19 protein-coding genes and 1 pseudogene are annotated in these 23,534 nt (G+C 38.0%); 16 read left to right on the top strand and 4 right to left on the bottom strand.

Annotated elements, in window-relative coordinates; genetic code table 11:
* Positions 1 to 336: 336 nt before the first annotated feature.
* Positions 337 to 1,839 carry a recombinase family protein gene (locus D1Z92_RS11980; RefSeq protein WP_128895914.1) on the top strand — a complete coding sequence of 501 codons (1,503 nt, stop codon included), beginning with the start codon at positions 337 to 339 and terminating at the stop codon, positions 1,837 to 1,839.
* 192 nt (positions 1,840 to 2,031) lie between these two features.
* Here the strand turns inward: D1Z92_RS11980 and D1Z92_RS11975 are convergent, their stop codons facing one another.
* Positions 2,032 to 3,576, bottom strand: a complete 1,545-nt coding sequence (locus D1Z92_RS11975) for a recombinase family protein (RefSeq protein WP_128895913.1) — start codon at positions 3,574 to 3,576, stop codon at positions 2,032 to 2,034.
* A gap of 288 nt (positions 3,577 to 3,864) precedes the next feature.
* Between D1Z92_RS11975 and D1Z92_RS11970 the strand changes: the two genes are divergently transcribed.
* The 6 genes from D1Z92_RS11970 (at position 3,865) to D1Z92_RS11950 (ending at position 8,151) form a co-directional block, all read left to right on the top strand.
* On the top strand, positions 3,865 to 4,536 hold the full coding sequence (locus tag D1Z92_RS11970) for a hypothetical protein (RefSeq protein WP_128895912.1): 672 nt from the start codon (positions 3,865 to 3,867) through the stop codon (positions 4,534 to 4,536).
* Positions 4,533 to 5,072: an accessory gene regulator B family protein gene (locus D1Z92_RS11965; protein WP_128895911.1), complete on the top strand. Its 540-nt coding sequence runs from the start codon at positions 4,533 to 4,535 to the stop codon at positions 5,070 to 5,072. The genes D1Z92_RS11970 and D1Z92_RS11965 overlap by 4 nt, the downstream gene beginning before the upstream one ends.
* Before the next feature lie 43 nt (positions 5,073 to 5,115).
* A complete protein-coding gene (locus D1Z92_RS17825) occupies positions 5,116 to 5,220 on the top strand; it encodes a cyclic lactone autoinducer peptide (RefSeq protein ID WP_370741277.1) in 105 nt (34 codons plus the stop codon).
* Between the two features lie 83 nt (positions 5,221 to 5,303).
* On the top strand, positions 5,304 to 5,477 hold the full coding sequence (locus D1Z92_RS17335) for a hypothetical protein (RefSeq protein ID WP_164931597.1): 174 nt from the start codon (positions 5,304 to 5,306) through the stop codon (positions 5,475 to 5,477).
* A 367-nt stretch (positions 5,478 to 5,844) separates the two neighbouring features.
* Positions 5,845 to 6,216, top strand: coding sequence for a hypothetical protein (locus D1Z92_RS11955; RefSeq protein WP_128895909.1), 372 nt, complete (start codon positions 5,845 to 5,847; stop codon positions 6,214 to 6,216).
* 99 nt (positions 6,217 to 6,315) lie between these two features.
* Positions 6,316 to 8,151 carry a fibronectin type III domain-containing protein gene (locus D1Z92_RS11950; RefSeq protein ID WP_128895908.1) on the top strand — a complete coding sequence of 612 codons (1,836 nt, stop codon included), beginning with the start codon at positions 6,316 to 6,318 and terminating at the stop codon, positions 8,149 to 8,151.
* A 147-nt stretch (positions 8,152 to 8,298) separates the two neighbouring features.
* Here the strand turns inward: D1Z92_RS11950 and D1Z92_RS11945 are convergent, their stop codons facing one another.
* Positions 8,299 to 8,766: a hypothetical protein gene (locus D1Z92_RS11945; protein ID WP_128895907.1), complete on the bottom strand. Its 468-nt coding sequence runs from the start codon at positions 8,764 to 8,766 to the stop codon at positions 8,299 to 8,301.
* 215 nt (positions 8,767 to 8,981) lie between these two features.
* Here D1Z92_RS11945 and D1Z92_RS11940 point away from each other — a divergent pair.
* From D1Z92_RS11940 to D1Z92_RS11930, 3 genes and pseudogenes are all read left to right on the top strand, one after another.
* Positions 8,982 to 9,275, top strand: a pseudogene (locus D1Z92_RS11940) (sigma-70 family RNA polymerase sigma factor); the annotation flags it as partial.
* A gap of 239 nt (positions 9,276 to 9,514) precedes the next feature.
* Positions 9,515 to 10,264, top strand: a complete 750-nt coding sequence (locus tag D1Z92_RS11935; protein ID WP_128895906.1) for a phosphotransferase family protein — start codon at positions 9,515 to 9,517, stop codon at positions 10,262 to 10,264.
* A 97-nt stretch (positions 10,265 to 10,361) separates the two neighbouring features.
* On the top strand, positions 10,362 to 11,546 hold the full coding sequence (locus D1Z92_RS11930; protein ID WP_128895905.1) for a MalY/PatB family protein: 1,185 nt from the start codon (positions 10,362 to 10,364) through the stop codon (positions 11,544 to 11,546).
* A 214-nt stretch (positions 11,547 to 11,760) separates the two neighbouring features.
* Here D1Z92_RS11930 and D1Z92_RS11925 read toward each other — a convergent pair whose 3' ends face one another.
* Complete coding sequence (locus D1Z92_RS11925; RefSeq protein WP_240666715.1) at positions 11,761 to 13,452, bottom strand: alkyl sulfatase dimerization domain-containing protein; 1,692 nt, start codon at positions 13,450 to 13,452, stop codon at positions 11,761 to 11,763.
* Between the two features lie 185 nt (positions 13,453 to 13,637).
* Positions 13,638 to 14,609 carry a M23 family metallopeptidase gene (locus tag D1Z92_RS11920; protein WP_128895903.1) on the bottom strand — a complete coding sequence of 324 codons (972 nt, stop codon included), beginning with the start codon at positions 14,607 to 14,609 and terminating at the stop codon, positions 13,638 to 13,640.
* Positions 14,610 to 14,985: 376 nt separating this feature from the next.
* Here D1Z92_RS11920 and D1Z92_RS11915 point away from each other — a divergent pair, with 376 nt between their 5' ends.
* The 6 genes from D1Z92_RS11915 (at position 14,986) to D1Z92_RS11890 (ending at position 23,530) form a co-directional block, all read left to right on the top strand.
* Positions 14,986 to 16,368, top strand: coding sequence for an aspartate aminotransferase family protein (locus D1Z92_RS11915; protein ID WP_128895902.1), 1,383 nt, complete (start codon positions 14,986 to 14,988; stop codon positions 16,366 to 16,368).
* 2 nt (positions 16,369 to 16,370) lie between these two features.
* On the top strand, positions 16,371 to 17,897 hold the full coding sequence (locus tag D1Z92_RS11910; protein WP_128895901.1) for a pyridoxal phosphate-dependent decarboxylase family protein: 1,527 nt from the start codon (positions 16,371 to 16,373) through the stop codon (positions 17,895 to 17,897).
* Positions 17,898 to 17,918: 21 nt separating this feature from the next.
* Positions 17,919 to 19,697, top strand: coding sequence for an IucA/IucC family protein (locus D1Z92_RS11905; protein ID WP_128895900.1), 1,779 nt, complete (start codon positions 17,919 to 17,921; stop codon positions 19,695 to 19,697).
* A gap of 91 nt (positions 19,698 to 19,788) precedes the next feature.
* On the top strand, positions 19,789 to 20,322 hold the full coding sequence (locus D1Z92_RS11900) for a GNAT family N-acetyltransferase (RefSeq protein ID WP_128895940.1): 534 nt from the start codon (positions 19,789 to 19,791) through the stop codon (positions 20,320 to 20,322).
* Positions 20,319 to 21,671 carry a lysine N(6)-hydroxylase/L-ornithine N(5)-oxygenase family protein gene (locus D1Z92_RS11895; protein WP_128895899.1) on the top strand — a complete coding sequence of 451 codons (1,353 nt, stop codon included), beginning with the start codon at positions 20,319 to 20,321 and terminating at the stop codon, positions 21,669 to 21,671. The genes D1Z92_RS11900 and D1Z92_RS11895 overlap by 4 nt, the downstream gene beginning before the upstream one ends.
* Before the next feature lie 47 nt (positions 21,672 to 21,718).
* The gene (locus D1Z92_RS11890) at positions 21,719 to 23,530 is read left to right on the top strand and encodes an IucA/IucC family protein (RefSeq protein ID WP_164931595.1); all 1,812 of its coding nucleotides are present in this window, start codon (positions 21,719 to 21,721) and stop codon (positions 23,528 to 23,530) included.
* Positions 23,531 to 23,534 lie beyond the last annotated feature (4 nt).

Here is a 23,534-nt window from a genome sequence, read left to right as displayed (position 1 = left end):
CTTAAACTACTATCACGTAAGTATGAGCGTTGAAATATACAGCGCTGAAATAAGTCACTCACTTTAACCTATTTTTATAGTAGAGTTTTTTTGCTTTCACATCAACTATTGTAACACTTGTTTGTATCCCCATTTACTTTTTTAAAAAGGGTGCTGTGTTTCCCCATCATCCATATGTACGCTGTTGTTCTTCCGTAACATATGTCCAAGCGTTGCCTTCATATGCATTATGGAGGTGATTCACGATGCAAGTGAAGTTTATCCCGCCAAAGCAGGACAGCAAGATAAGGCAGGCTTGCTATCAATATTTATATGAACAATATTGGAGGAAGTTTCATGATAGCCATATATGCGAGAGTCAGCACGGAAGATCAAGCCAAGAAAGGTTACTCGATAAGCGATCAAGTTCGTCAGGCGAAACAGAAAGCGCAGAGCCACGAGGTAAAAACATACATAGATGATGGCTTTTCAGGGGAGTTTTTGGATCGACCGGCTCTTTCAAGACTACGGCAAGATGTGAAAGAGGGTATGATTCACAAAGTAGTTTGCTATGATCCCGATCGCCTTTCCAGAAAGCTCATGAATCAACTGATTATTACGGATGAATGGGAGCGGAAAGGAGTCGACATTGTCTTCGTTAGCGGGGAGTATGCGAAAACACCAGAAGGACAGCTATTTTATTCCATGCGCGGGGCTATTTCTGAATTTGAAAAAGCGAAAATTAATGAACGGATGAGCAGAGGCAGACGTGAGAAAGCGAAGCAAGGTAAAATTGTGCGAGATTATCAAGTATATGGTTACGGCTATGATAAAGAAACATGTCAGTTTTATATTATTGAAGAAGAAGCAGAAATTGTTCGTTTAATCTTTGATTTGTTTACGACTCCGAATGACATCGCAAAAGGCATAAATGGGATAGCAACGTATTTAACGGAAAGGAAAGTCCCCACAAAAAAAGGAAGAGGGGTATGGCACAGGCAGGTGGTGCGACAGATTTTAATGAACCAAACGTATACAGGGTTATTTTATCAGAACAAATGGAATACAGAAGGGATGCTAGGCAATAAGCATCTTGCGCAGGATGAAAAAGTATCGGTAAAATTACGGCCAAAGCATGAATGGATAGACATAGCCGTTCCAGTTATCGTGGACGAAATGACATTTGAATACGCGCAAAAAAAATTATCGGAGGCCAAGCGCAGACATGCAAAACAGAGCAAACATAAATACTTACTGTCAGGGATCGTTCGTTGCGGGAAGTGTCATAATACGATGACAGGTAGAAAGGCAAAGAATTGGAATACATATATATTTGAATATAGTGATGTCAAAAGTACGTCTGGAGCCAAATGTAAAGGTTGTGGGAAAAGAATAAAGTGCGAAGTATTAGATGATTTGGTTTGGAAAAAAGTGCACGACTGGTTAAATCAACCGGATAAAATTGCAGCAGCATCAGAGAATGAATCTACTTCTCATACCTTTGAGGAAGGGGAAATCGCTAGAATCACAAAACAACTGGAGCAAGTGAGAAGTGGCAGGAAAAAACTCTTACATTTATTTGCAAAAGGTGGAGCGGATATTAGTGAGGAAGAAATGAAAGGCATGCTTGCCGATTTAAAAGAAGAAGAAGAAGAGCTTACCGCTAAACTAGAAAAATATCAGATGACGAAGCATTTAAAATCCACAGAGCATAACAAAAAAACGATGAAGCAAGCGCTGGAATATTATATGTCTACAGGAAAAGAGGGTGTGGCCTTTGAAATTAAATATGAATTGATCCGATTAGTCATAAGAGAAGTGAAGGTATTCGATGACACCATAGAAATATACAGTTTTTGACGCACTACTCCTGTTATTAGAATCGAAATTTTAATGCACCTGCGCTCATTAAAGAAGACAAGAAAAGATATTTCACTGCATGATCCTATAGGTACAGATAAAGAAGGGAATGAGTTCTCATCACATGGTTATCTGTATTTATTTATGTTGTTAGTGCGGCATCATGGCTAGATGTTTAATCGCTGATGAATATCATTTATTTGGTAATTTTGGATACAAAATCAATGTGAATTGGTCGTTTTTTTCGTACTTTTCTTTCCTGTATTGGATGTGATGTACTACGGATTTAAGGAGTGTATTTTTTTTGCCTGCATCGTTTGTCTTGTCATAAAGTTGAAGCACATGCTCTACGTTCGGTAGGGCCTTTCTTTGTCTGTTTACTTTTTCCTTGTCTATTGTTAATTCATGTTCTATTTCTTTCATGTGCTTTTGCGTTACTAATATTTTATTCGATAAGGTGTCTTTTCTATTGTTAAACGTTGCTTCATCATATGTACCACGTTCTAGTAGGTCATATAGTTTGTCTTGTTGCGCTTTGCATTCGGTTATTTCTCTTTTTAGTTGATGTAGCGCTTTTTCTTTCCATTGAATTTGTTGTTTATCATGATCTTCTGGTTTATCGTTGTTCTTCCAGTCCGCCTTGTACTTGGCTAACCAGAGAAATAAGCATTGTATCACTTTTTTTTCTACTACATTAAATCTCGTACTTTTATTGGAACACTGCCGGTTATAACATATGAGGTGAGCAGGTTGCTTTTGATATGGCCGATATACCATGGCATGCTGACACATATCGCACTGTATTAATCCTGCTAATGGGTTAGTAATGCTCCGTTCTATGACATATGGTACATGCTGTTTTTTCTTTAATATTTGTTGTGCTTTTTCATATACACTTTTTTCTATTAGTGGTTCGTGTTTGCCGCTCACATCTATCCATTCTGATGTTGGCCGAGTCTTTATCAGTCTTGCTTTCCCTGGTTCACTCGCTTTTTTACTTTCTTTCTTTTTCCATTGGATTCTTCCGATATACACGGCATTTTTTATAATTGACAGAACAGAAGGGGCAGCCCATGCTTTTCCTGTATAGGTTTTAAGTCCTAATTTGTTTAATGCATGTGCTATTTTCGTGCTTCCCATATTCTCGTTCGTGTACCATTGAAAAATCATTTTAACGACGTTAGCTTGTTCAGGGTGAGGGGCTAAGTATCTTCCTTTTTCGTCATCTTGTATGGTGAAACCATAGGGTGGATTCGTGGCGATGTAGTTTCCTTCTTGTATGGAGCGAATTCGGCCTCCTTGCAAACGACGATTGATCATTTTCAATTCTTTTCTAGCCATAAAGGCTTCAAATTCACTGTATTCTTCATCAAATTCATTATGCAAATCATACACTTTGCGGGGAGTGATGATCAGGCAGTGTGCGTTTCTAAATGTTTCTAGTATTAATCCTTGCTCTTGCATGTTTCCGCGGCCAAGTCGATCCACATCCATCACGAGAACGCCTTGAGGTTGTTCTAGCTGCATAAGCCGCATCATTTCTAGCATTTGCGGTCGATGTATTAAGCTCTCACCGGATACGATTTCTTCAAATGTTCTCGTAATATGGCATTGGTGCTGTTGTGCTAAATGATGTAGTGCTTTTTTGTGCTTCGCCAGTGTTTCTCCTTCTCCGCGTGCTTCCGCCTCAAGATCAGCTCTCGATTTTCTCAAATAAATCCAAAATGAGCCTTTCATGTTGTTTTCCCCTCCATATCATGATGATGCAACAACGTATTTTCACTTTGAATATTTTATTGTATTGTTCAGAACATCGTTAAGAACGTTTTCCGTTGATTTTTTATGAGGGAAAGAAAATTGCAATAACAGTAATGGAAGAGGTTGAAGTGGAAAGGAATGTCATTTTTTGTAGTCAAATTATGCTGAATAAAAAGTTTTTATGTTGAACTATATATAATAATATCAAAAACAAAAATAAAATGGTAAAATGTAATATAAAATTAACGAACTCAGGTGATTTTATTTATGACAGATCCAAATATTTATCTCAGACTATTATTTTGTATTACTTCTTTTTTAGGCGTGATACTTCTTTCCTTTGCTATATTTAAAATACCTATTTTAAGGTACCATAAATCAATTACAATCATGGGGCTGGCAACTGGTTTAATGACCTATTATTTAAGATATGTGGATAAACTGGCAATGTCTCCATTGTTTACGATACTGATTTTTATTATTTTATTGATGGTTTTATTGAAACTGCCTCTTTTTTATTCTTTTATTATTGCTACAACAGGACTATTTACTGCATCATTAGTGGACACTTTCATTTCGGCAATCAGTATCAATTTGGGAATGAATTTTAATCCTATTCATAATACAATTTGGGAATTTATTATGCTTAACATGATTTATAATTTGATTATGTTTTCTCTTTCGTTTTTCTTAGTAAGAAAGAGTATCGGATTTAGTTTTATTAGTCGAAAGTTTAATAAAGGATATCTCGATAAATACAACTATTATTGGGCAGCTATATTAGTGATTGGCTTTTTCGTGATGCAGCTTAATGTTTTTGCATTAATTGAAGCTTTCTATCACTTTGTTGCTTTAATTTTTTTGTTTTTTGTTTTGCTTGGTATTCTTATCTATTCGTACATACAAAATAAGAAACATATAAGGGATCGATTTTCATGATCAAAAGCATTTCTCATAAAATTGCTGAAGAAATCTATGAAAATGTGGAGGATGCTTCCCCCGTATCTGTGTTGGAATATGCATTACATATTGTGTTAAACTATGTTGTTGTCGTTATCGCTACCATACTGTTTTGCTCTTTTACTGGGCACGTATGGGAAGCGATTGTTGCTTGTGTTGTCTTCCCAGTAATACGACAATTTTCTGGTGGATTACATTTGAAAACATCATTGAGATGTAATGTATTTTCCGTATGTATGATGTTGTGCGCGGTATATTTTTCTTTACTGTTTTCTTTTTTTTATACAGGATTGATCATCATGATCGTTACATTGCTTGTTATATATATTCATGCGCCAAACAATATAAGAGGTTCTCTTCATCCTAAATACTACTCCCTATTAAATTGGATAGCCATTTTCATCATTTCTACTAATTTTGTCATACAATCTACGCTTCTTGTCTCCATTTTCTTTATACAATCTCTACTTATTACAACAACAGCAAACTTCATTGTAAATAAATACGATTTGTAGGAGGGTGGTTATTTTGAATGTTAAAAAACAAATATACGTACAGATGAACAAAATACTTACGAAAATTTCACAAGAAGCTTCAAAGACGGAGTGTGTTACTGGTTGCTATAGACCAAAGCTACCTGAAGAATTAAAAAGTAAAAAGTGAGTTTTTCTTCTTTTGTTTTCCTCAAAATGTTGGTTGTACCTAGGAATATGCAGCATAAACATACATCATGAGGTGATGATGGTATGACTGAAAAGGGAAACATCATGGAACAATATGAAAGTGATAATACAAAAATAATAATATGTGATGACTATTGTGTGGTTTCAGAAAATGAGAAAGCCAAGGTCATTGCAGCATTACATGAGGCAGGTTGGAGCATCATAGATGAGTTAGTGGATAAAGGTGAAGATATATAGTTGCTACATGAAACACAATGATATAAAGGTTGCCATGCTTTAATCCCATCTAAAAGTAGTTTGAATGCTTCTGAATGTAATCTAAAGGCAGATTAAAGCATGCAGAAAGCATAGATGTATTGTCATGGTTTTCAATAAGGCTAATACTTTGTATTGGTCTTTTTTATTGTATTTTCAAATGAAATAAAACGAAAAAACGAAGAAAAAATAAAAACTTAATATAGATCATATGTTCTTATTTTGAGTTATGTTTGATATAATGATATAGGAGGAGGGTGGATATGGATTAACATAACCTATTATTTGAAAAAATGTAGCAAAGTATACTTAGAAATCAAACTAATAGAAGAAAAAGGAGATTAAAAAATTGAAAATTAGAACTAGTACATTTTATTTATTATTATTCGCATTTGTTGTTTTATTTAGCTTTACACAACTGGGTGATGCAGTAGAGGCAAATACGATAGAAGAAAGTAAATTTGTCATGGAATCTATGAAACCTATGGAATCTAATGAAATGATGGAATTATCTACTGATTTTATATCTGCTATTCCACAAGCTCCATCCTATGTGAATCTACAATCATACTCATCGTATATTTACTTGAATTGGAACAATGTAAGCTATGCTAATGGATATAAAGTAAAAAGAAGTACAACATCTGGTGGACCATATACCACAGTTAGAGATAATGTTTATGGTTTTCAGACTTCGTTTAGTGACTATAACACAGAGTAAAATCAGCCTTATTATTATGTCATCACTGCTTATAATGCTGCTGGAGAAAGCTCTGTTTCACAGGAAGTGTATGGGGTACGTACATTAGCTGCTCCTAATTTGTACAGTGCGTATGGAAAAGTTGAATATGTACAACTAGATTGGTCATCTGTTTATAATGCGGACTATTATAATATTAAAAGGTCAACTTCAGTGAATGGACCGTATACCACGGTAGCAACTAGTGGTAGTAGTGAATATAAAGATTACAATGTACAAGCAAATCAAAAGTATTATTATGTTATCACTACAGTGGATAACAATACGGAAAGTAAACCATCCAATGTTTTATCGGCAACGCCAACGGATAGAGTCTCACCACAACCACCAAGTGGCGTGTATGCTTCTGCTGGTCAAACTAATATTTATATTAGTTGGGATGCTGTGGATAATGCAGATGGATATAAAGTGAAAAGAAGTACCATTTCCGGTGGTCCTTATACCACAGTAAGTGAAAGTGTTTATAATTTTAATAGATCATATAGGGATTATGATGTGGCCTATAATCAACCTTATTATTATGTCATTACCGCATACAATGAAGTAGGGGAAAGTTCCGTTTCTCAAGAAGTATACGGTGTTCGTACGTTAACAACACCTTCACTGTACACTGCCAGTGGACAAGTAGGGTACGTGCAACTAGATTGGTCATCCAATTATAGAGCAGACTATTACAATGTGAAGAGGTCTACTTCCGCAAATGGAGCATATACGACGGTAGCAACTAGTGTGTACAGTGATTATAGAGATTATGATGTGGAAGCATACAATAAATATTATTATGTCATTACAGCAGTAGACGGTAGCACGGAAAGTAATGCATCCAATGTTTTATCTGCAACACCAATTGCAAAAGCAGATCAACCATATCTGCAAGCTACAGCAGGGAACAGTAAAGTCACGCTAAATTGGAATGATGTAGCTTATGCCAACTCTTATAAGGTGTTAAGAGCAACGACATCTGGCGGTCCATACTCGACGGTAACGGATAATGTATATGCGGGTACAAGTTTTACAGACTACAATGTAGAAAACTTTAATGCATATTATTACGTCGTCGTCGCTGTTAATGATGCAGGAGAAACGAAATCCAATGAAGTAAGCGTCACACCAATTGCTGTACCTACTGTTCCGCAAAATGTACAGGCCAACATTCAAAACGGCAAAGCGATAGTCATATGGGATGTTGTCGATTATACATCAGGGTATAATGTCAAACGTGCTAGTACATCTGGCGGACCATATACAACGATAGCAACCAATGTTACGAGTACAGCGTATGTAGATGATACGATCGTGCCAAATGTGAGCTATGTTTATGTCATCACTGCGATCAATACATCTGGAGAGAGTGCACCTTCACAGGAATCCAACCCAATAATGTTAGTGAATGCACCGACTGCACCAGAAGGATTAGAAGCACTAGGTGGCAATAACAACATTACGTTAACGTGGAATGCTGTTTCCAATGCTACGGCTTATCAAATTAAACGCGCTAATGCAGAAAACGGTAGTTTTGAATACATTGCCCAAGTACAGTCCACCTCTTTTGTTGATAGTAATGTTACAAATGGAAATGTATATTATTATGTTGTCACAGCGATAAATAGTGGGGGAGAAAGTGCGGATTCCAGCATCGCTTATGCTTCACCAAAAGCAAAGGAACAACGTGCGATGTTAGAAATCGAAATGACCAACGGTGATCGTTATGAATATGATGTGACACTAGAAAAAGCACAAGATTTTGTGAATTGGTATATTGCTAGAGCGAATGGACAAGGTTCCATGGTATATGTAATGGAAAATACAGGAAATAGTGGTCCTTTTGATGATCGCTATGACTATTTATTCTTTAACAACATTTATTCATTCCAAGTAAATGAGTACGAGCAATAAATCGCAGAACTAGGAATATATGCATCAGTTACATGTAAGTGAAAGATAAACTTCATGTAAATAAACAAAGTGAACAACGCTATTTTTGTACACTAGCAACAAGAGACGGCCAAATGAATGGTCGTCTCTTCAATGTATCACCTTTTTTTAAAATATATCTTGTGGTTTTGGTTTTAGCCATTCGCCATCATATATAAACGAACCCTTATAACGACCTCTTTCAAATTGATCTATAACATGTTGTTCGTTTGCTCCTAAAATGATCATGAGATCTTTAACAGAGTAGTATGCTTCTGTATCTATTGGTTGTTCAGGAGAAAATATAGCAATGTTAGCAAGGTGCTCTAAAAAATATTGCATTTCTTTCTTGTTCAGATGAGAAATAGTGTGAAATTCATTATATGTAAGTTGCAGTATATCTTTTAAAACAGGACTCGTTGTTTCCTTTTGCATTTTGTTTATAATCGTTATATTTTGCTTTTTAATGCTACCGAACATGGTGATTAAAGAATGATCCATGTATGGAGGTTGGAATGCGCATACTTCTTTTATAGGTGTATCTTTATTTTCTTCTAATATATTTTTAAGCTTTTCATATGAGGTAATATGTGTCATTAAAATTGCTCCTTATGTATAAATCCATTCATTTTATTGTATCATAAAATACTAATCTAGTTAAATTGTTATAATATTAATAAAATATAGTAAATAAATGTTGGATTTCTATTCATTAAGAAAGTCTAATTAATCGAATCATTAATAATAAATAGCTAGAAATATCACTATAACATGAAAAAAGCGGAATGACATACAGATAAACTGTATATGACAATGAAATTGCACTAATAGACGTATTAGGAACGGATATTGCGGACGTAGAAGAGAAAGTACAGCTTAAAATAGAAAAACATAAAATATATAGTAATCTACATGTACTTGATGAGCGAGAAAAAGAAGTCGTCATAGGAAGGTTTGGCCTTGACCAAAGTGGAAAAGAACGGACACAAAGAGAAATAGCCAAGCAACTTGGCATTTCCAGATCTTACGTATCCAGAATTGAAAAAAGAGCGCTCATGAAATTGTATCATGAGTTTTATAAAGTAAAAAAGAAAAAAACAAATTAAAATGACGCATGGATGATGGTTATAAATAATGACATAAGCGGAACTTTCCTTACTGCTCATCGGATGCATATGAATCAAACGGGAGGGTTCCGCTGTATTTGCAACACATGCTATATTAAGTGTAAGCTTATTTTATGAAAGTACGGGTTGTTATCATATTATAGACATAGGAAGAAATGGATGGATAAGTGTCACCATTTACAGGTATATGAACTTATCGATTAGAAAGTAGGTATGGCATGCAATTTGATGAAAATAATATAATTGGAACAGGTGCGCAAGCGGACGTTTTTTTATATGAAAATCATATATATAAACTATATCGTAAAGGGTATGAAAAAGCAGCGATATTTTATGAAGCTGCGGTTACTTCGCTAGTGCAAAGTAATGAAAATATACGTATGGCAGGCGTGCATGAAGTATTGCAAATAGAAGATACATATGCGCTGCGTATGGATTACATTCCAGGTGATACGTTACAGCAATTATATGAAGCGGACAAACAAAGCGCTGCTCGCCACATCAACACGCTTGTTACACTACAGTGTCAAATACAAAAGAAATCCGTTGATTTACCATTAACATTGAAGCATCAACTTCACGATAAAATCTTGAAATCTTCACAGCTTGATCCACTACAAAAAAATAAATTAATAAAGATGCTAGAACAGCTACCTGATGGAAACGGATTGTGTCACGGTGATTTTCATTGGGGGAATATAATAATCAACGATAATCAGTTATACGTCATAGACTGGATTGATGCTACTGTAGGTTGTGTAAATGCAGATGCTTGCAAAACCTATATGCTCTTTTTATTACATGAAAATAATTTAGCAGCATTGTATTTAACGATGTACTGTGCACAAAGCGGACAATCTAAAACAGATGTGTTGCAGTGGTTGCCAGTGCTGGTAGGGGCAAGATTTTCTGATGATATACATGAGGAAGAGGAAACATTACATACATGGTTGGAGGATTTGATTTAGGCTCCTTCATTTTATTTTGAAAACGTACAAGCTAAATCATGCGCAATATAAAGAAGCGTGGTATGATATCAAGAACATGATATATGAGGTGAAAAACATGACAATAGATTTTAACCAAAAACTTGATCGTAAAAACACCCTTTCCTATAAATGGGATCAAAGTGAACGGCTTTTCGGTCACGATGATTTACTTCCTTTGTGGGTAGCAGATATGGACTTTCAAAGCCCGCCTGAGGTAAGAGAAGCCATAATAAACCGTGCCGAACATGGGGTATATGGTTATTCTTTTTTACCAGAAAGTTATCATGCCTCTATTGTGAATTGGTTTGAAAAAAGACACGGTTGGAAGCTAAATACAGCGTGGTTAAGTCATAGTCCAGGCATTGTAACTTCCCTTAGTTTAGCTGTGGAAATCTTTAGTCAGCCAGGTGATTTGGTGATGCTGCAATCGCCGGTGTACTATCCTTTTTACGATGTTATTACGATGAACGATAGAAAAGTTGCGAAAAACCCGCTTATTTTAAAAGATGGAAAATATGAAATGGATCTTGAAAACTTAGAACAGTGGATGAAAGATGGAGCAAAGCTATTATTGCTATGTAATCCGCATAATCCAGGTGGAAGAGTATGGACAAGAGAAGAATTACAACGAGTTGGTGATTTGTGTCATCGTTATGATGTGACCGTTATTGCGGATGAAATACATTGTGATTTAACTCTGTCAGGGAATACGTATACTCCTTATGCTTCCATTTCAGAGAATATGGCGATGCACACTGTCACTTGTCTTGCAGCTACAAAAACATTTAACCTTCCAGGTATTCAAAGCTCTTTTATGGTGATTCAGAATGAAAAGTGGAAGCGTAAATTAGACAAGCGCATCAAAACGCTGAGTTTACATATGACCAATTGTTTTGCACCTTATGCTGTTCAAGCAGCATATGATCACGGATCAGCATGGTTAGATGAATTGTTAGCGTATGTGGATAAAAACGTTACCTTTGCGGTGGACTATTTTGCGGAGCATCTGCCTAAGGTGAAGCCGATGAGCCCAGAAGGAACTTATTTACTGTGGATAGATTGTCGTGAGTTAGGGTTAGACGTTGCTGGTTTAAAGGAGCTCATGTTTAAGGAAGCGGGAGTAGTATTTAACGAAGGCTCCATATTTGGAAGCGAAGGTAAAGGATTTTTAAGAATTAATTTGGCTTGTCCACAAGAAATATTAGCAGAAGGGTTAAGAAAATTTTGCGCAGCAGCTCATACCATTACAACCAATGCATGATAGCAAATGCACCATAAGCAATACATCATCATCGCCCATGCGTGATAGTAAACGCATCATCATCAGCACGATAGCCAGTGCATGATGATCACAACGTTACTCGTCTGCTTTCTGTCATAAAATATACGCAAAGCACAACTGATTCATTCATGTAGAATATCTAGCGTTATAGGTCCTCTTCATCATGACATGCCTTCAACCTATAACGCTACTGCTACGTTAAAATATCCTTCAAATCTAATTCGCTAAGATCGAAAGGAAAGTCAAATAAGCTTAAAAACTGTAAAAATTGTTCTTCTGTCCCTTTCTCAATCGTTACTCTTTTGCTTAATAGTGCTAGTCTTGGTGGCAATAGCCCTGTGACAAGCAGCTTCCATGCGTTAGGAGTAGCGCATATTTCAATCTGTGTATCATCCAATTCATATGGGACGGAAATGGCAACCCCTTTGCGAACATTCACGGTATAGAAATAACCTTCATCACAAAACTCCACTTTCATCGCCGTCATGACTTTTTCACTTCGACTGGCATTTAATTGAATCCCGAGCAGCTTGAAAATAGTATCCATCTCTAATGTGAGTAAGCGAGACAAAGCATTAGGAGTGTCAGGTAAGGACACTTTGCCAGTAATCTCTAGTGCTTGCGTTAAATAATAATTCCTAGCATTGGCATTGCCTTGTTGCAAGCCTAACTGCCACAGTGCGTTTGCTTTTAATTGCTTCGCTTGCTGCTGATAATTTGGAAATTGATAGAGGAGATCAGATAATTCCAGTACCCATTGATAATCATGGATGGCGTAAGCTATTGTCGCTTCTTCCAGCAACCTTTGCGGTCCACCTGCCATGTTAGCAATGCGCATTGCTCTCTCACTTAAAGAAAGCGGACAGAGTTCCGTGGAGTTGCCATCAAACCAACCTAACAACCCATTGAACACATTTTTTACTCCCCATTTTGTCGTTCCGTAAAATTCTTTTAGATACGGTACGTTGGCGAGATGCGGAGGGAGCTGCACAAATTCAACGAGTTGATCAGAAAGCATACCTTGATTCATGCCTTTGACGGTCTGATCATGTACAAAGCGCAGTGCATCACGGTAATTGGACAACACTTGATCAATGTTCTCTTTTCCATACACAGGCATCGTATGTAAGGGGACAAGATACTCTGCTTCTAGTCTGCGCATTTTTTCCATTGTGTCAGACCATACTAATGGACTACGATATTTTGTACCTCTTATCGTATAAATGTTAGGAAAAGTGTAGTAGTAATCATCGGCACTAATGAGCACCCCTTTTTCGGGTAAATACACAACGATTTCGCCTGTTGCTTCACCAGGTGCTTGTAATAGCTGTAGTGTCAGACCCCCTGCTTCTATCTCAATATCATCGCTAAATACTTTGGTTGGCAGTTGAAAATCGATCGTTGAACTGCTATCAATATTTAAAAATGGTCCAATACCAGAATTAATAAATGCTTTTTCAGGTACGTTGGTACCAAACATTCTTTGAGAGCGAACAGAGCGTATCGCAGAGAGCAGGGCAACTTCATTTAATTGCTCGACGGTTTCAGCTGAAGCATAAATATCGACGTCTTGCCCTTCTGTAAACACTTTCGTTCCGCCGATATGATCATCGTGAAAATGAGTGTATATGACCGCTTCTAGAGGTTTGGAAGTAATTTGATCGAAGGCTTGTTTCACTGGTATAGCAGATTCCCTACTTTCCATCGTATCTACAATGACAGTACCAGTAGGCCCTTCTAACAAAATGCTATTGGCTAGACCGTATCCGATAGCAGCATAGACTCCATCTGTAACTTTCACAATACCTTGTTCAAAATTTTTAGAGTGCTCTTGTAGTTCCTGTACGGTAACGGGAGCGCAGCGTGATTTATTTTGTTTTCTCACCAATACAACCACTCCTTCATGGTAGATGATATTCATGCTAATATGTTTGAATGTCATCTATTAGATGTCAATATCAATTAAGTTTATGATGAAAGACAAACGAATATGAAAGAAAGTGGTATGACAGTGGCATCACAAAAAAAGAAGGAATGATATATTATCATCCCTTCTATGTTGGCAATATGTTAAGGCTGCACGAAATCCAATGGATTTAGGTACGTACCATTTTTTATAACTTCCAAATGTAAGTGTACACCCGTTTGTCCGAATGTAGATCCAGTGTTACCCATGACACCAATGATGTCTCCAGCAATCACTTGATCGAGAACAGCTACATTGTAACTGTACAAATGCTGGTAACGAAGCAAAAGTGTTTCTCCATCAACGACACTTTCAATTTCAACCACATGTCCGCGGACAGCATCAAAATACACGTTTGTTACGGTGCCACTGTAAGTGGATAATATATTATTGGCAGAGCGACACGGCGCGTTGGTACAACCCGAAGCATTGTAATCTGCGACAGGAAAAGTACCATGCCAAGAAATATCTACGCCTTTATGATGTCCGCCTCTCGTACCATAATGATCGGAAATGACAGTGGATCCATCCACGGGCCATATCGGATCTGTAATAGTTACGGTACTTACACTTTCGCCTATGGCTTCTTCTATTACGACTTCCTCTATTTCTTTATAGCGTAATAAATAGTTTTCAGTATCATTACCGCCCTCTATTAATCTAACTTCAACAAAATAAGTGCCAGCATTGACTGTAATATGTTGTCCTAATTCATTTTCGTTAAGTAGGTTTTCAGAAGACCATATGATCTCCTCATCATTTTCACTATGTAAATATACATTGTAATTACTATCTTCGGGAATATTGCCTAAAAATAAATTTAATTTTGTGTCATAGGGCATATCCATTTGCCAAAAGTCGGCTGGGTCTTCGCTCGTAAGTGTTCCATAATGATTGTTGCTGTTATTTGCCATGTTATTGCTTGCTTCTTCTTTTGTGTTGTTTTCTTCTGTTTCATAAATATCTTCACTCGATGCTGTAATAGTAGCAGGTTGTGATAGTGTGATAACGATGAACGCAGCGAGTAACAACCCACTTAATTTACATAACGCTTTCACATTGTTCGAAATACTCATCCCATTTCCCCTTTACTAATGTCCATGAAAATAAAGAAGAGAAACTCTTCTTTTCTTAATCTATACTATATCAGACATATTCTCCTTGTGTAAATATGATACTACAAAACGATAAACAATGACAAATCACATCAAAAAAATAACAGTATACTAAACGTAATAGGGATGAATGGAATATCAAACACAAAAAGTATAATTCCCAAAAAAATATATTTAATTTTCATTCCTCTGTTGACAAGGATAGTCACATCATATACAATCTGTAATTGAAAATGATTATCATTACTAGCGGCTGTGATATGAATCCGCTATATTTTTTTCGATATATAGTGATAATAATTATCATTATCAAAATAATATGATGAGGTGATATAGATTGTTAGACAATCATAATACAAATTTATCCCATAACGAAGTGTTGCTTGCTCAACAAAAAAGGAGGGAGTCTAATGCCAGGTCGTATCCACGTCGTATTCCCATTGCGATAAGAGAAGCAAAAGGAATGATAGTCAAAGATGTGGACGGAAAAACATATTTAGATTGTCTTGGTGGTGCAGGTACATTAGCTTTAGGTCACAATCATCCTGTCATCATCGAGGCGATTCAAAACTTTTTATCAGAGGGATATCCTTTACATACATTAGATATTACAACACCAGTAAAAGAGCAATTCGTAGATGCATTATTTGCTAGTTTGCCAGAATCTTTTTCTAAAAAAGCGAAAATACAATTTTGTGGACCTTCTGGAGCAGATGCAGTAGAAGCGGCTCTAAAATTAGTAAAAACAGCAACAGGAAATCGTAGTGTATTTTCTTTTCACGGTGGTTACCATGGCATGACACATGGTGCATTAAGCTTGATGGGGAATACAGGAGCGAAAGAGAAAATTACAGGCTTGATGTCGGACGTTCATTTTCTCCCGTTCCCTTATGATTATCGTTGTCCATTCGGTATTGGCGGCGAGCAAGGCGTCAATACGGGCATTCACTATATTAAAAATGTACTAGACGATCCAGAGAGTGGCATCGTTTCTCCTGCTGGCATGATCATGGAAGTGGTGCAAGGAGAAGGCGGTGCGATTGCAGCGGATGACAAGTGGGTACAGCACATTCGCAGCATAACGAAAGAGCGCAACATTCCTTTAATCGTCGATGAAGTGCAGACTGGACTAGGAAGAACAGGGAAGCTATATGCTTTTGAGCATGCCGATGTTACACCCGACGTGATTATTTTATCTAAAGCGATCGGTGGATCGTTGCCACTTTCCGTTGTCGTATATGATGAAGCATTAGATGTATGGGAGCCAGGGGCACATGCGGGAACGTTCCGAGGTAACCAAATGGCAATGGCAACGGGACTTGCAACGATGGAATATGTGATTCAAAACGAATTGGATCAACATGCCGCACGTATGGGTGAGCTCATGATGTCTAAGTTCAAAGAAATTCAAGCACAGACCAATAGCATTGGTGACGTAAGAGGAAAAGGGCTGATGATTGGGGTAGAAATCGTGGACAAAGAAAAGCAACCCGATCATTTAGGGACATACCCTGCCCATGCGGAAAGAGCTCGTCACATTCAACAAGCTTGTTTTGAAAAAGGTCTGATTGTAGAGCCAGGTGGAAGACATGGAAGTGTGATTCGCTTCTTGCCACCATTAGTTATTACGGAGCAGCAAGTGGAACAAGTGTGTGACATTTTTTATGATGCTATTCAATCCGTAGAAAAGCAATCTATGAAAATATTGCAGGAGGCATAAGGATGTCAGCAATCATCGATGCGGTAGAGACAAAAATTTTTGATGCTTATTTCCCGGGAAACAATGAGGACAGTATACAGTTATTTAAAGAAGCATGGCTAAAAACGCAACAAGTGATGGAATCTTATCTTTCCTCCCAAACGAAGCCTTATGTTGGGATGCAGCCGAGCGAATTAAACAAGATGCTAGATGACATCATGCACATGCCACAACATGGGCTGGATATTGCAGAAGTGATAGAACAGACAGGGAAAAAAGTACTGCAACATTCCATTGGTGTGACGCATCCCAAATGTGTGGCTCATCTGCACACTCCTCCACTTACAGCAGCCATCATGGCAGAAATGTTTATTAATGTGATGAATGCGTCCATGGATTCATGGGATCAAAGTGCGATCGCAACACAGATAGAACAACAAATGATCACATGGTTATGTCAGCAATATGGCTTGCCTTCAGATGGTGATGGTGTGTTTACAAGTGGTGGAACGCAATCCAATTTCATGGGATTACTATTAGCAAGAGATAAAGCCATACATACGTTATGGAATTGGAATGTGAAAAAGAAAGGGATGCCACCAGAAGCGCAGCAATTAAAAATTTTATGTTCAGATCAGGCTCATTTTACGGTGGCACAGTCCGCAGCATTATTAGGGCTTGGGGAACAAGCGGTGGTTAACATCAGAACAGATGCCATGTCGAGAATGGATGAACAGCATCTAGAGCAAACGATCGTTGCACTGCAAAAAGAAGGCAACAAGCCGTTTGTGATTGTCGCAACAGCAGGTACAACGGATTTTGGAAGTATAGATCCGCTTACTTCTATCAGTGAAATCGCAAAAAAATACGATATGTGGCTCCATGTGGATGCAGCTTACGGTGGTGCTGTGGCCTTTAGCCCTATCCATACATCGCTCCTCCAAGGGATAGAAAAAGCGGATTCGATCACGATAGATTTTCATAAATGGTTTTATCAATCGATTAGTTGTGGTGCTTTCATCGTACGTGATTCATCTAGCTTTGACTTTCTTCATCGTAATGCGGATTATTTGAATGATAGTGAAGATGAGGAAAATGGAATTCCAAATCTAGTAGGGAAGTCGATCCAAACGACACGTAGATTTGATGCACTGAAATTATTGATGTCTTTTCAACACATGGGGTTAGCGCAATTCGCAAACATGATAGAGCATGTGATGGCATTAGCACAGCAAACCGCAGATTATATGGAACATGATGATGCCTTTAAACTGATGCAAAGACCTACATTGAGCACGGTGGTCTTTCGCTACACAGCAGATCACAAGGAGTCGGATCCATATGGCTCTGAGTATACAGAAAGACAAAATCAACTGCATCAACATATAAGGTGGAAGTTAATTCAAGATGGGGAAGCCATCGTGGCAAAAACAAAAGTAAACGGTCAAGTTTGTTTGAAATTTACTTTATTAAATCCTAGAACGACATTAGAGGATATCACCTCCATTTTAGAGGATATCAAAGACATAGCGAAACAATCGAAGATGTAAGACGAAAGGGGAATAGAATTCATGATAAATAGTAAACAAATTGCGGAGCATGCTACCATGCAAAGTTTTTTGAACTGTTACGTGAGAGAAACAAATAACTTTCAATGGGATGAACAAAGTGGCGTGTTAACGTGTGCACTACACCATGTAGGTGGCGAAATACAAGTCAAGGTGAATCATTTTTCTTTAACGGGTCGCCATACTTTCCAATTTCCTGCACAGTACAGCTGGAGTGGAATACAACAACGTTTTGAATTGGATTTTGTCACCATGGTTGCGTTGCTTAGTAAAGAATTAAATTTATCTGGTAATAACCAAGGATCACAAGATGAATTGTTACTTCGAGTCATACAAAGCTGCCAGCAAATAGAAACCTTCGTAGAAAGTCGTCAATCTGATTTAGATACATTGCATCATATCGACGCTTCTTACATTGAAACAGAACAAGGACTATTATTCGGACATTTGCTACATCCTACGCCTAAGAGCAGACAAGGGTTTAATGAGGAAGAAGTCGCTTTATATTCACCTGAAATGAAAGGACAGTTTGCGCTGCACTATTTTCGCGTACATACTTCTATCGTGGAGCATGACAGTGCCTTGCCTATATCCGCCATTGAATGTATTAAACAAGAGCTCCTATCTGATGAGCTAGTATGTGATGAGTTCAAGCAGCAGTATTGCCAGCAAGATGAATATGCTTTGTTGCCAGTTCATCCTTGGGAAGCACAATATTTACTAAATACACCGAAAGTAAAGGCATTAATACAAAAGAAGGTAATGCAAGATGTAGGGAAAGTAGGAAGAGCATTTGCTCCAACTTCTTCTGTCAGAACGGTATATGACGCCGTTTCCTCTTTCATGTATAAATTTTCGCTGCATGTAAAAATTACGAATTCATTGCGAGTGAATAAACGGAAAGAATTAGAGCGCGGGGTGGAAGTGACAAGACTGCTCCAGACATCTCTCGGGGAAGCTTTTAAAGCAGAATATCCCGGTTTTGATATTATCACCGATCCAGCTTATATTACCCTTCGTTTAGATGACGAACAAGAATCTGGCTTTGAAGTGATGCTGCGTGACAATCCTTTTACATTAGGAAACGAAAGCGACAGTATGCCGTTAGTAGCGCTAGGCCAAGATCACCCATTAGGGAAACAAAGCAGGCTGGGTGTCATTATCGAAGACATCGCCAAACGTGAAGGGCGTTCCACAGAACAAGTAAGTAAAGATTGGTTCCGTCAGTACTTGTCTCTTTCTCTGCATCCGCTCATGTGGCTGTATGACAATTACGGAATAGCGCTAGAAGCACATCAACAAAATAGTATCGTGAAGATGCAAGATGGCTATCCATCCAAAGTATATTATCGAGATAACCAAGGCTACTATTTTTGTAAATCCATGCAGGACAAATTAAATGCACTGCTACCCGGCATTAGTGAAAAAAGTGAAACGATCTGTGACGACAGCGTAGCAGATGAACGTTTTCGTTATTATTTCTTCTTCAATCATTTGTTCGGATTAATTAATGCTTTTGGTAGTGGTCATTTAGTAGAGGAAAAAGATTTGCTTATTGAGTTACGTCATCAATTAGAAGCCATCCGTCCGTCATTAAATAGACCAAGTCCGCTATTAGATAGTTTATTAGAAAATGAAACGTTATTAAGTAAAGGGAACTTACTCACTCGATTTTATGATATGGATGAACTTGTCGGTTCCATGGAGACGCAATCTGTATATACGGAGACGCAAAATCCTCTCACGATAAAGGAGGTTAAATCTGTTGCCGTTACCCCATGATGTGGAGGAAATAATTGAAACAATACATGAAACAAAAGATGTACAGGACAGCAGCGAGATAAAAGTAGATTTCCAAACGTTCGATCCAACGATACAAAACACGATTTCCTTTCGAGAAGTTGTGTTTGAAGACGATGTGGATTTGCTTCATAAGTGGCACAGACAGCAACATGTTGTTCCGTTTTGGAGATTGAACATATCTAGAGATGATTATGAGCGTCATTTAACTGCATTTTTGCAAGATGAACATCAAACGTTGTACATGGGTGCGTTAGACGGCATCCCTATGAGCTACTGGGAAGCGTATTGGGCAAAAGACGATATCATCGCAGACTATTATGACGTAGAAGACGGAGATCAAGGGATTCACTTGCTCATTGGCCCACCGTCCTATCTTGGAAAAGGTTTAGCGTTGCCACTATTAAAAGCGATGGTATCTTTCCAATTTCAACATCAAAACACGAAAAAAGTTGTAGCTGAACCAGACATTCGCAATGAAAAAATGATTCATGTGTTTGAACGATGCGGATTTGAACGTATAAAACCAATACAATTGCCGGATAAAGAAGCCATGTTAATGTTCTGTGAGCGAGACCGTTTTGTATTGAAGGGGGAAAAAGAATGAAGCTATACGATGTAATCGGAATTGGAATCGGACCTTTTAACTTAGGTTTAGCTGCGATGATGGAACCGTTGAATGAAGTAGATGCCATCTTTTTCGAACAAAAACCGAATTTTGCGTGGCATGAAGGGATGCTGCTGGACGGAACGACGCTGCAAGTTCCCTTTTTAGCTGATGTCGTGACGATGGCAGACCCGACTAGTCCTTACACGTTCCTCAATTACTTGCATCAACACCAGCGACTGTATCAATTTTATTTTATGGAAAGTTTTTTGGTTCCGCGTCAAGAGTATAACCACTACGGTCAATGGGTTGCTTCCAAGTTATCCAACGTGCAATTTAGCCATAAAGTGCAACAGGTGGAGTGGATAGAAGAAGGAGGCGCTTCTTATTACAAAGTGGAAGTGCTGGATGTTCAAGCTCAGCAAAGTGTATGTTACTATGCGAAACACGTTGTTGTTGGCATCGGTAGTACACCGGGAATGCCTTCCATGCTAAAAGAATTGCAAAGTGATAATGTGTTCCACTCTGCACAATTTTTGCAGCAAAAAGAACGTTGTAAAGAAGCAAAGTCCATTACTGTCATAGGATCGGGACAAAGTGCAGGCGAAATTTTTTATGCATTATTAAATGACCAGCCTACTTATGATTATGAATTAAACTGGTTTACGCGTTCTCGTGGCTTTTTTCCAATGGAATATTCAAAACTTGGTTTGCAGCACTTTTCACCAGATTATACTTCTTATTTTTATCAACTGCCACAAGCCACTCGTGATCAAGTGTTGCCAACACAAGATCTATTGTACAAAGGGATGAGTGCCAAAACGATAGCAGATATTTACGAGAAAATGTATCACATGACGATCGGTGGGAAAACGATTCCTGTCAACATGACCGCCTTAACCGCATTGGAGCATGTGGAGGAAAATGAAGGAGATCGTAAGCATAAATACGTCATGCATATGAAGCAAGTGGAACAAGATGTCTCTTTTCAGCATGAAAGTGATGTGATTATCGCGGCTACGGGTTACGAACATCGCGTTCCGTCTTTCTTATCGCCACTGCAATCCCACATAGGTTGGGATACGTTGGGACGATATAAAGTCAAGGAAGATTATCGTTTACAGCTGCAAAAACAAGTCAACAACCACATTTTTGTACAAAATGGCGAACTCCATACGCATGGCATTGGCGCGCCTGATCTGGGGCTAGGTGCACACCGCAATGCCGTCATTATTAATACGCTGATGGGCAAAGAGGTATATCCTACACAAAGCAACAATGTATTCCAACAATTTGGAGTTCAACAAGACCAGATGAAAGCCAATGCACCGTCGTTAGTGAAAGTGTAAATAACGTGACTATAATATAAAATAAGTGAAATTAAAGAGGTGGAAAGATGAAGGAAAATGCGTTTTTGCAACCGAATATACAACCTGCCATTTGGCAACAAGCAAGCATACAATTATTAGAAAAAATGTTTACCGAGTTTATGTACGAAGACATTATTCATCCGGTATTGGAAAAAGAAGAGGGGAAAATAGGGTCTTACTGTTTAACATGTGATAACGGCGTAGAGTATCGATTTCAAGCCAAAAAACGTCTATTCGATAGTTTTCAAATGATAAAAGGTTCCATTGAGCGGGGAGAGAACGGACAATTTGTTACCGCTATTCGATGTAACCAATTTTTAATAGACATCCAGTCTACGATAGGGATGAAGCCGATTACAGCGGGGCATCTCATGAAGGAATACCAACATACCTTACTCGCAGATAGTCATATTTTAACGCATAAGCAACAGAACGATATCGATCTAACGTCATTAGATTATGCCGAAATTGAAGGCGAGATGGAAGGACATCCGTGGATTACATACAACAAAGGAAGAATTGGGTTTGGCTATGATGATTATCTTGCATTCGCTCCAGAAAGCAGACAAGAAGTAAAGCTGTTTTGGATAGCGGTTCATCAATCTATCGCTTCCTTTCAATCTTTAGACAGCATACAATACGAGTCTTTCATTCAAAAAGAATGTGGTGAGACATTAGTTGAACAATTCACTACTATGCTGGAGGCGCAACAAGTGCAAGCGGACGATTATATGTTCATTCCTGTTCATGTTTGGCAGTGGAACAACATGATTGTTCCTCTCTTCTCTGAACAAGTGGGTATGAAGCACATTATCCCACTAACAGAAAGTGAAGATACTTACTTACCACAGCAATCCATTCGGACTTTTGTAAACAGAACAAATAAGCAAAAACATCATGTCAAACTACCGATGAGTATTTTAAACACGTTAGTGTATCGCGGATTGCCTGGCGAAAGGACGGTCATCGCACCGGATATTACGGCGTATATTCAAGGCATTTACGCACAAGATCACTTTTTAAAAGAAGAATGCAACATGATTTTATTAGGTGAAGTTGCATCACTGCATGTGAAACACGATGACTATGAAAACATGCCAGGTGTACCTTATCAATATCTTGAAATGTTAGGCTGCATATGGAGAGAGAGTATTTATTCGTATTTAGAAGAAGGAGAGAAAGCAGTAACGTTGGCTTCTCTATTATATAGCAATGGGCAGGATAAACCATTTATTTCACAGCTAGTAGAGCAGTCTGGCCTGACTATAGAAGAGTGGATGAAAAAGTTCTTCGATGTAGTTCTGCCGCCATTACTTCATTATTTATATCAATATGGCACAGTGTTTTCACCGCATGGAGAAAATACAATTTTAGTATTAAAAGATGGTGTGCCGCATCGCTTAGCGATGAAAGATTTTGTCGATGATGTCAACATTAGCGATCAGCCGCTGCCAGAACTGGAGTCATTAACAGCAGACTTGAAGCAAGTATTACGAAGTGAGCCACCAGAAGGATTGTGTCAGTTTATTTTTACTGGTTTATTCATCTGCCATTTACGCTACTTATCCAATATTGTAGAAGATGTGTACGGCTATGATGAAGTGTCGTTTTGGACAGCGTTGCGAGAGGCTATCGAAGCGTATCATACACGTTTTCCTGAGCTGCAAGATAGATTTGCATTGTTCAATTTACTTGAGCCAGAGATGACGAAATTATGCTTGAACCGCAATCGCATGCTAGATTACGGTTACGCAGACGATGGGGAACGACCTCATGCATCTGAATTTGGAAAAGTTCGCAATCCACTTCACGAAGTAAAGCAGTACGCAAGCGTATAGTATA

Origin of the sequence: Longirhabdus pacifica, from assembly GCF_004115085.1 — a bacterium.
Classification (GTDB): Bacteria; Bacillota; Bacilli; order Paenibacillales; family DSM-105158; genus Longirhabdus; species Longirhabdus pacifica.
The sequence above is the reverse complement of the archived record's forward strand: the minus strand, read 5'-3'. Positions and strand labels throughout refer to the sequence as shown.

Excerpts from the sequence above, each read along its gene's own strand:
- D1Z92_RS11980 (WP_128895914.1), top strand. The coding sequence starts at position 337 with ATGATAGCCATATATGCGAGAGTCAGCACGGAAGATCAAGCCAAGAAA.
- D1Z92_RS11975 (WP_128895913.1), bottom strand. The coding sequence starts at position 3,576 with ATGAAAGGCTCATTTTGGATTTATTTGAGAAAATCGAGAGCTGATCTT.
- D1Z92_RS11970 (WP_128895912.1), top strand. The coding sequence starts at position 3,865 with ATGACAGATCCAAATATTTATCTCAGACTATTATTTTGTATTACTTCT.
- D1Z92_RS11965 (WP_128895911.1), top strand. The coding sequence starts at position 4,533 with ATGATCAAAAGCATTTCTCATAAAATTGCTGAAGAAATCTATGAAAAT.
- D1Z92_RS17825 (WP_370741277.1), top strand. The coding sequence starts at position 5,116 with ATGAACAAAATACTTACGAAAATTTCACAAGAAGCTTCAAAGACGGAG.
- D1Z92_RS17335 (WP_164931597.1), top strand. The coding sequence starts at position 5,304 with ATGACTGAAAAGGGAAACATCATGGAACAATATGAAAGTGATAATACA.
- D1Z92_RS11945 (WP_128895907.1), bottom strand. The coding sequence starts at position 8,766 with ATGACACATATTACCTCATATGAAAAGCTTAAAAATATATTAGAAGAA.
- D1Z92_RS11935 (WP_128895906.1), top strand. The coding sequence starts at position 9,515 with ATGCAATTTGATGAAAATAATATAATTGGAACAGGTGCGCAAGCGGAC.
- D1Z92_RS11930 (WP_128895905.1), top strand. The coding sequence starts at position 10,362 with ATGACAATAGATTTTAACCAAAAACTTGATCGTAAAAACACCCTTTCC.
- D1Z92_RS11920 (WP_128895903.1), bottom strand. The coding sequence starts at position 14,609 with ATGAGTATTTCGAACAATGTGAAAGCGTTATGTAAATTAAGTGGGTTG.
- D1Z92_RS11910 (WP_128895901.1), top strand. The coding sequence starts at position 16,371 with ATGTCAGCAATCATCGATGCGGTAGAGACAAAAATTTTTGATGCTTAT.
- D1Z92_RS11905 (WP_128895900.1), top strand. The coding sequence starts at position 17,919 with ATGATAAATAGTAAACAAATTGCGGAGCATGCTACCATGCAAAGTTTT.
- D1Z92_RS11895 (WP_128895899.1), top strand. The coding sequence starts at position 20,319 with ATGAAGCTATACGATGTAATCGGAATTGGAATCGGACCTTTTAACTTA.
- D1Z92_RS11890 (WP_164931595.1), top strand. The coding sequence starts at position 21,719 with ATGAAGGAAAATGCGTTTTTGCAACCGAATATACAACCTGCCATTTGG.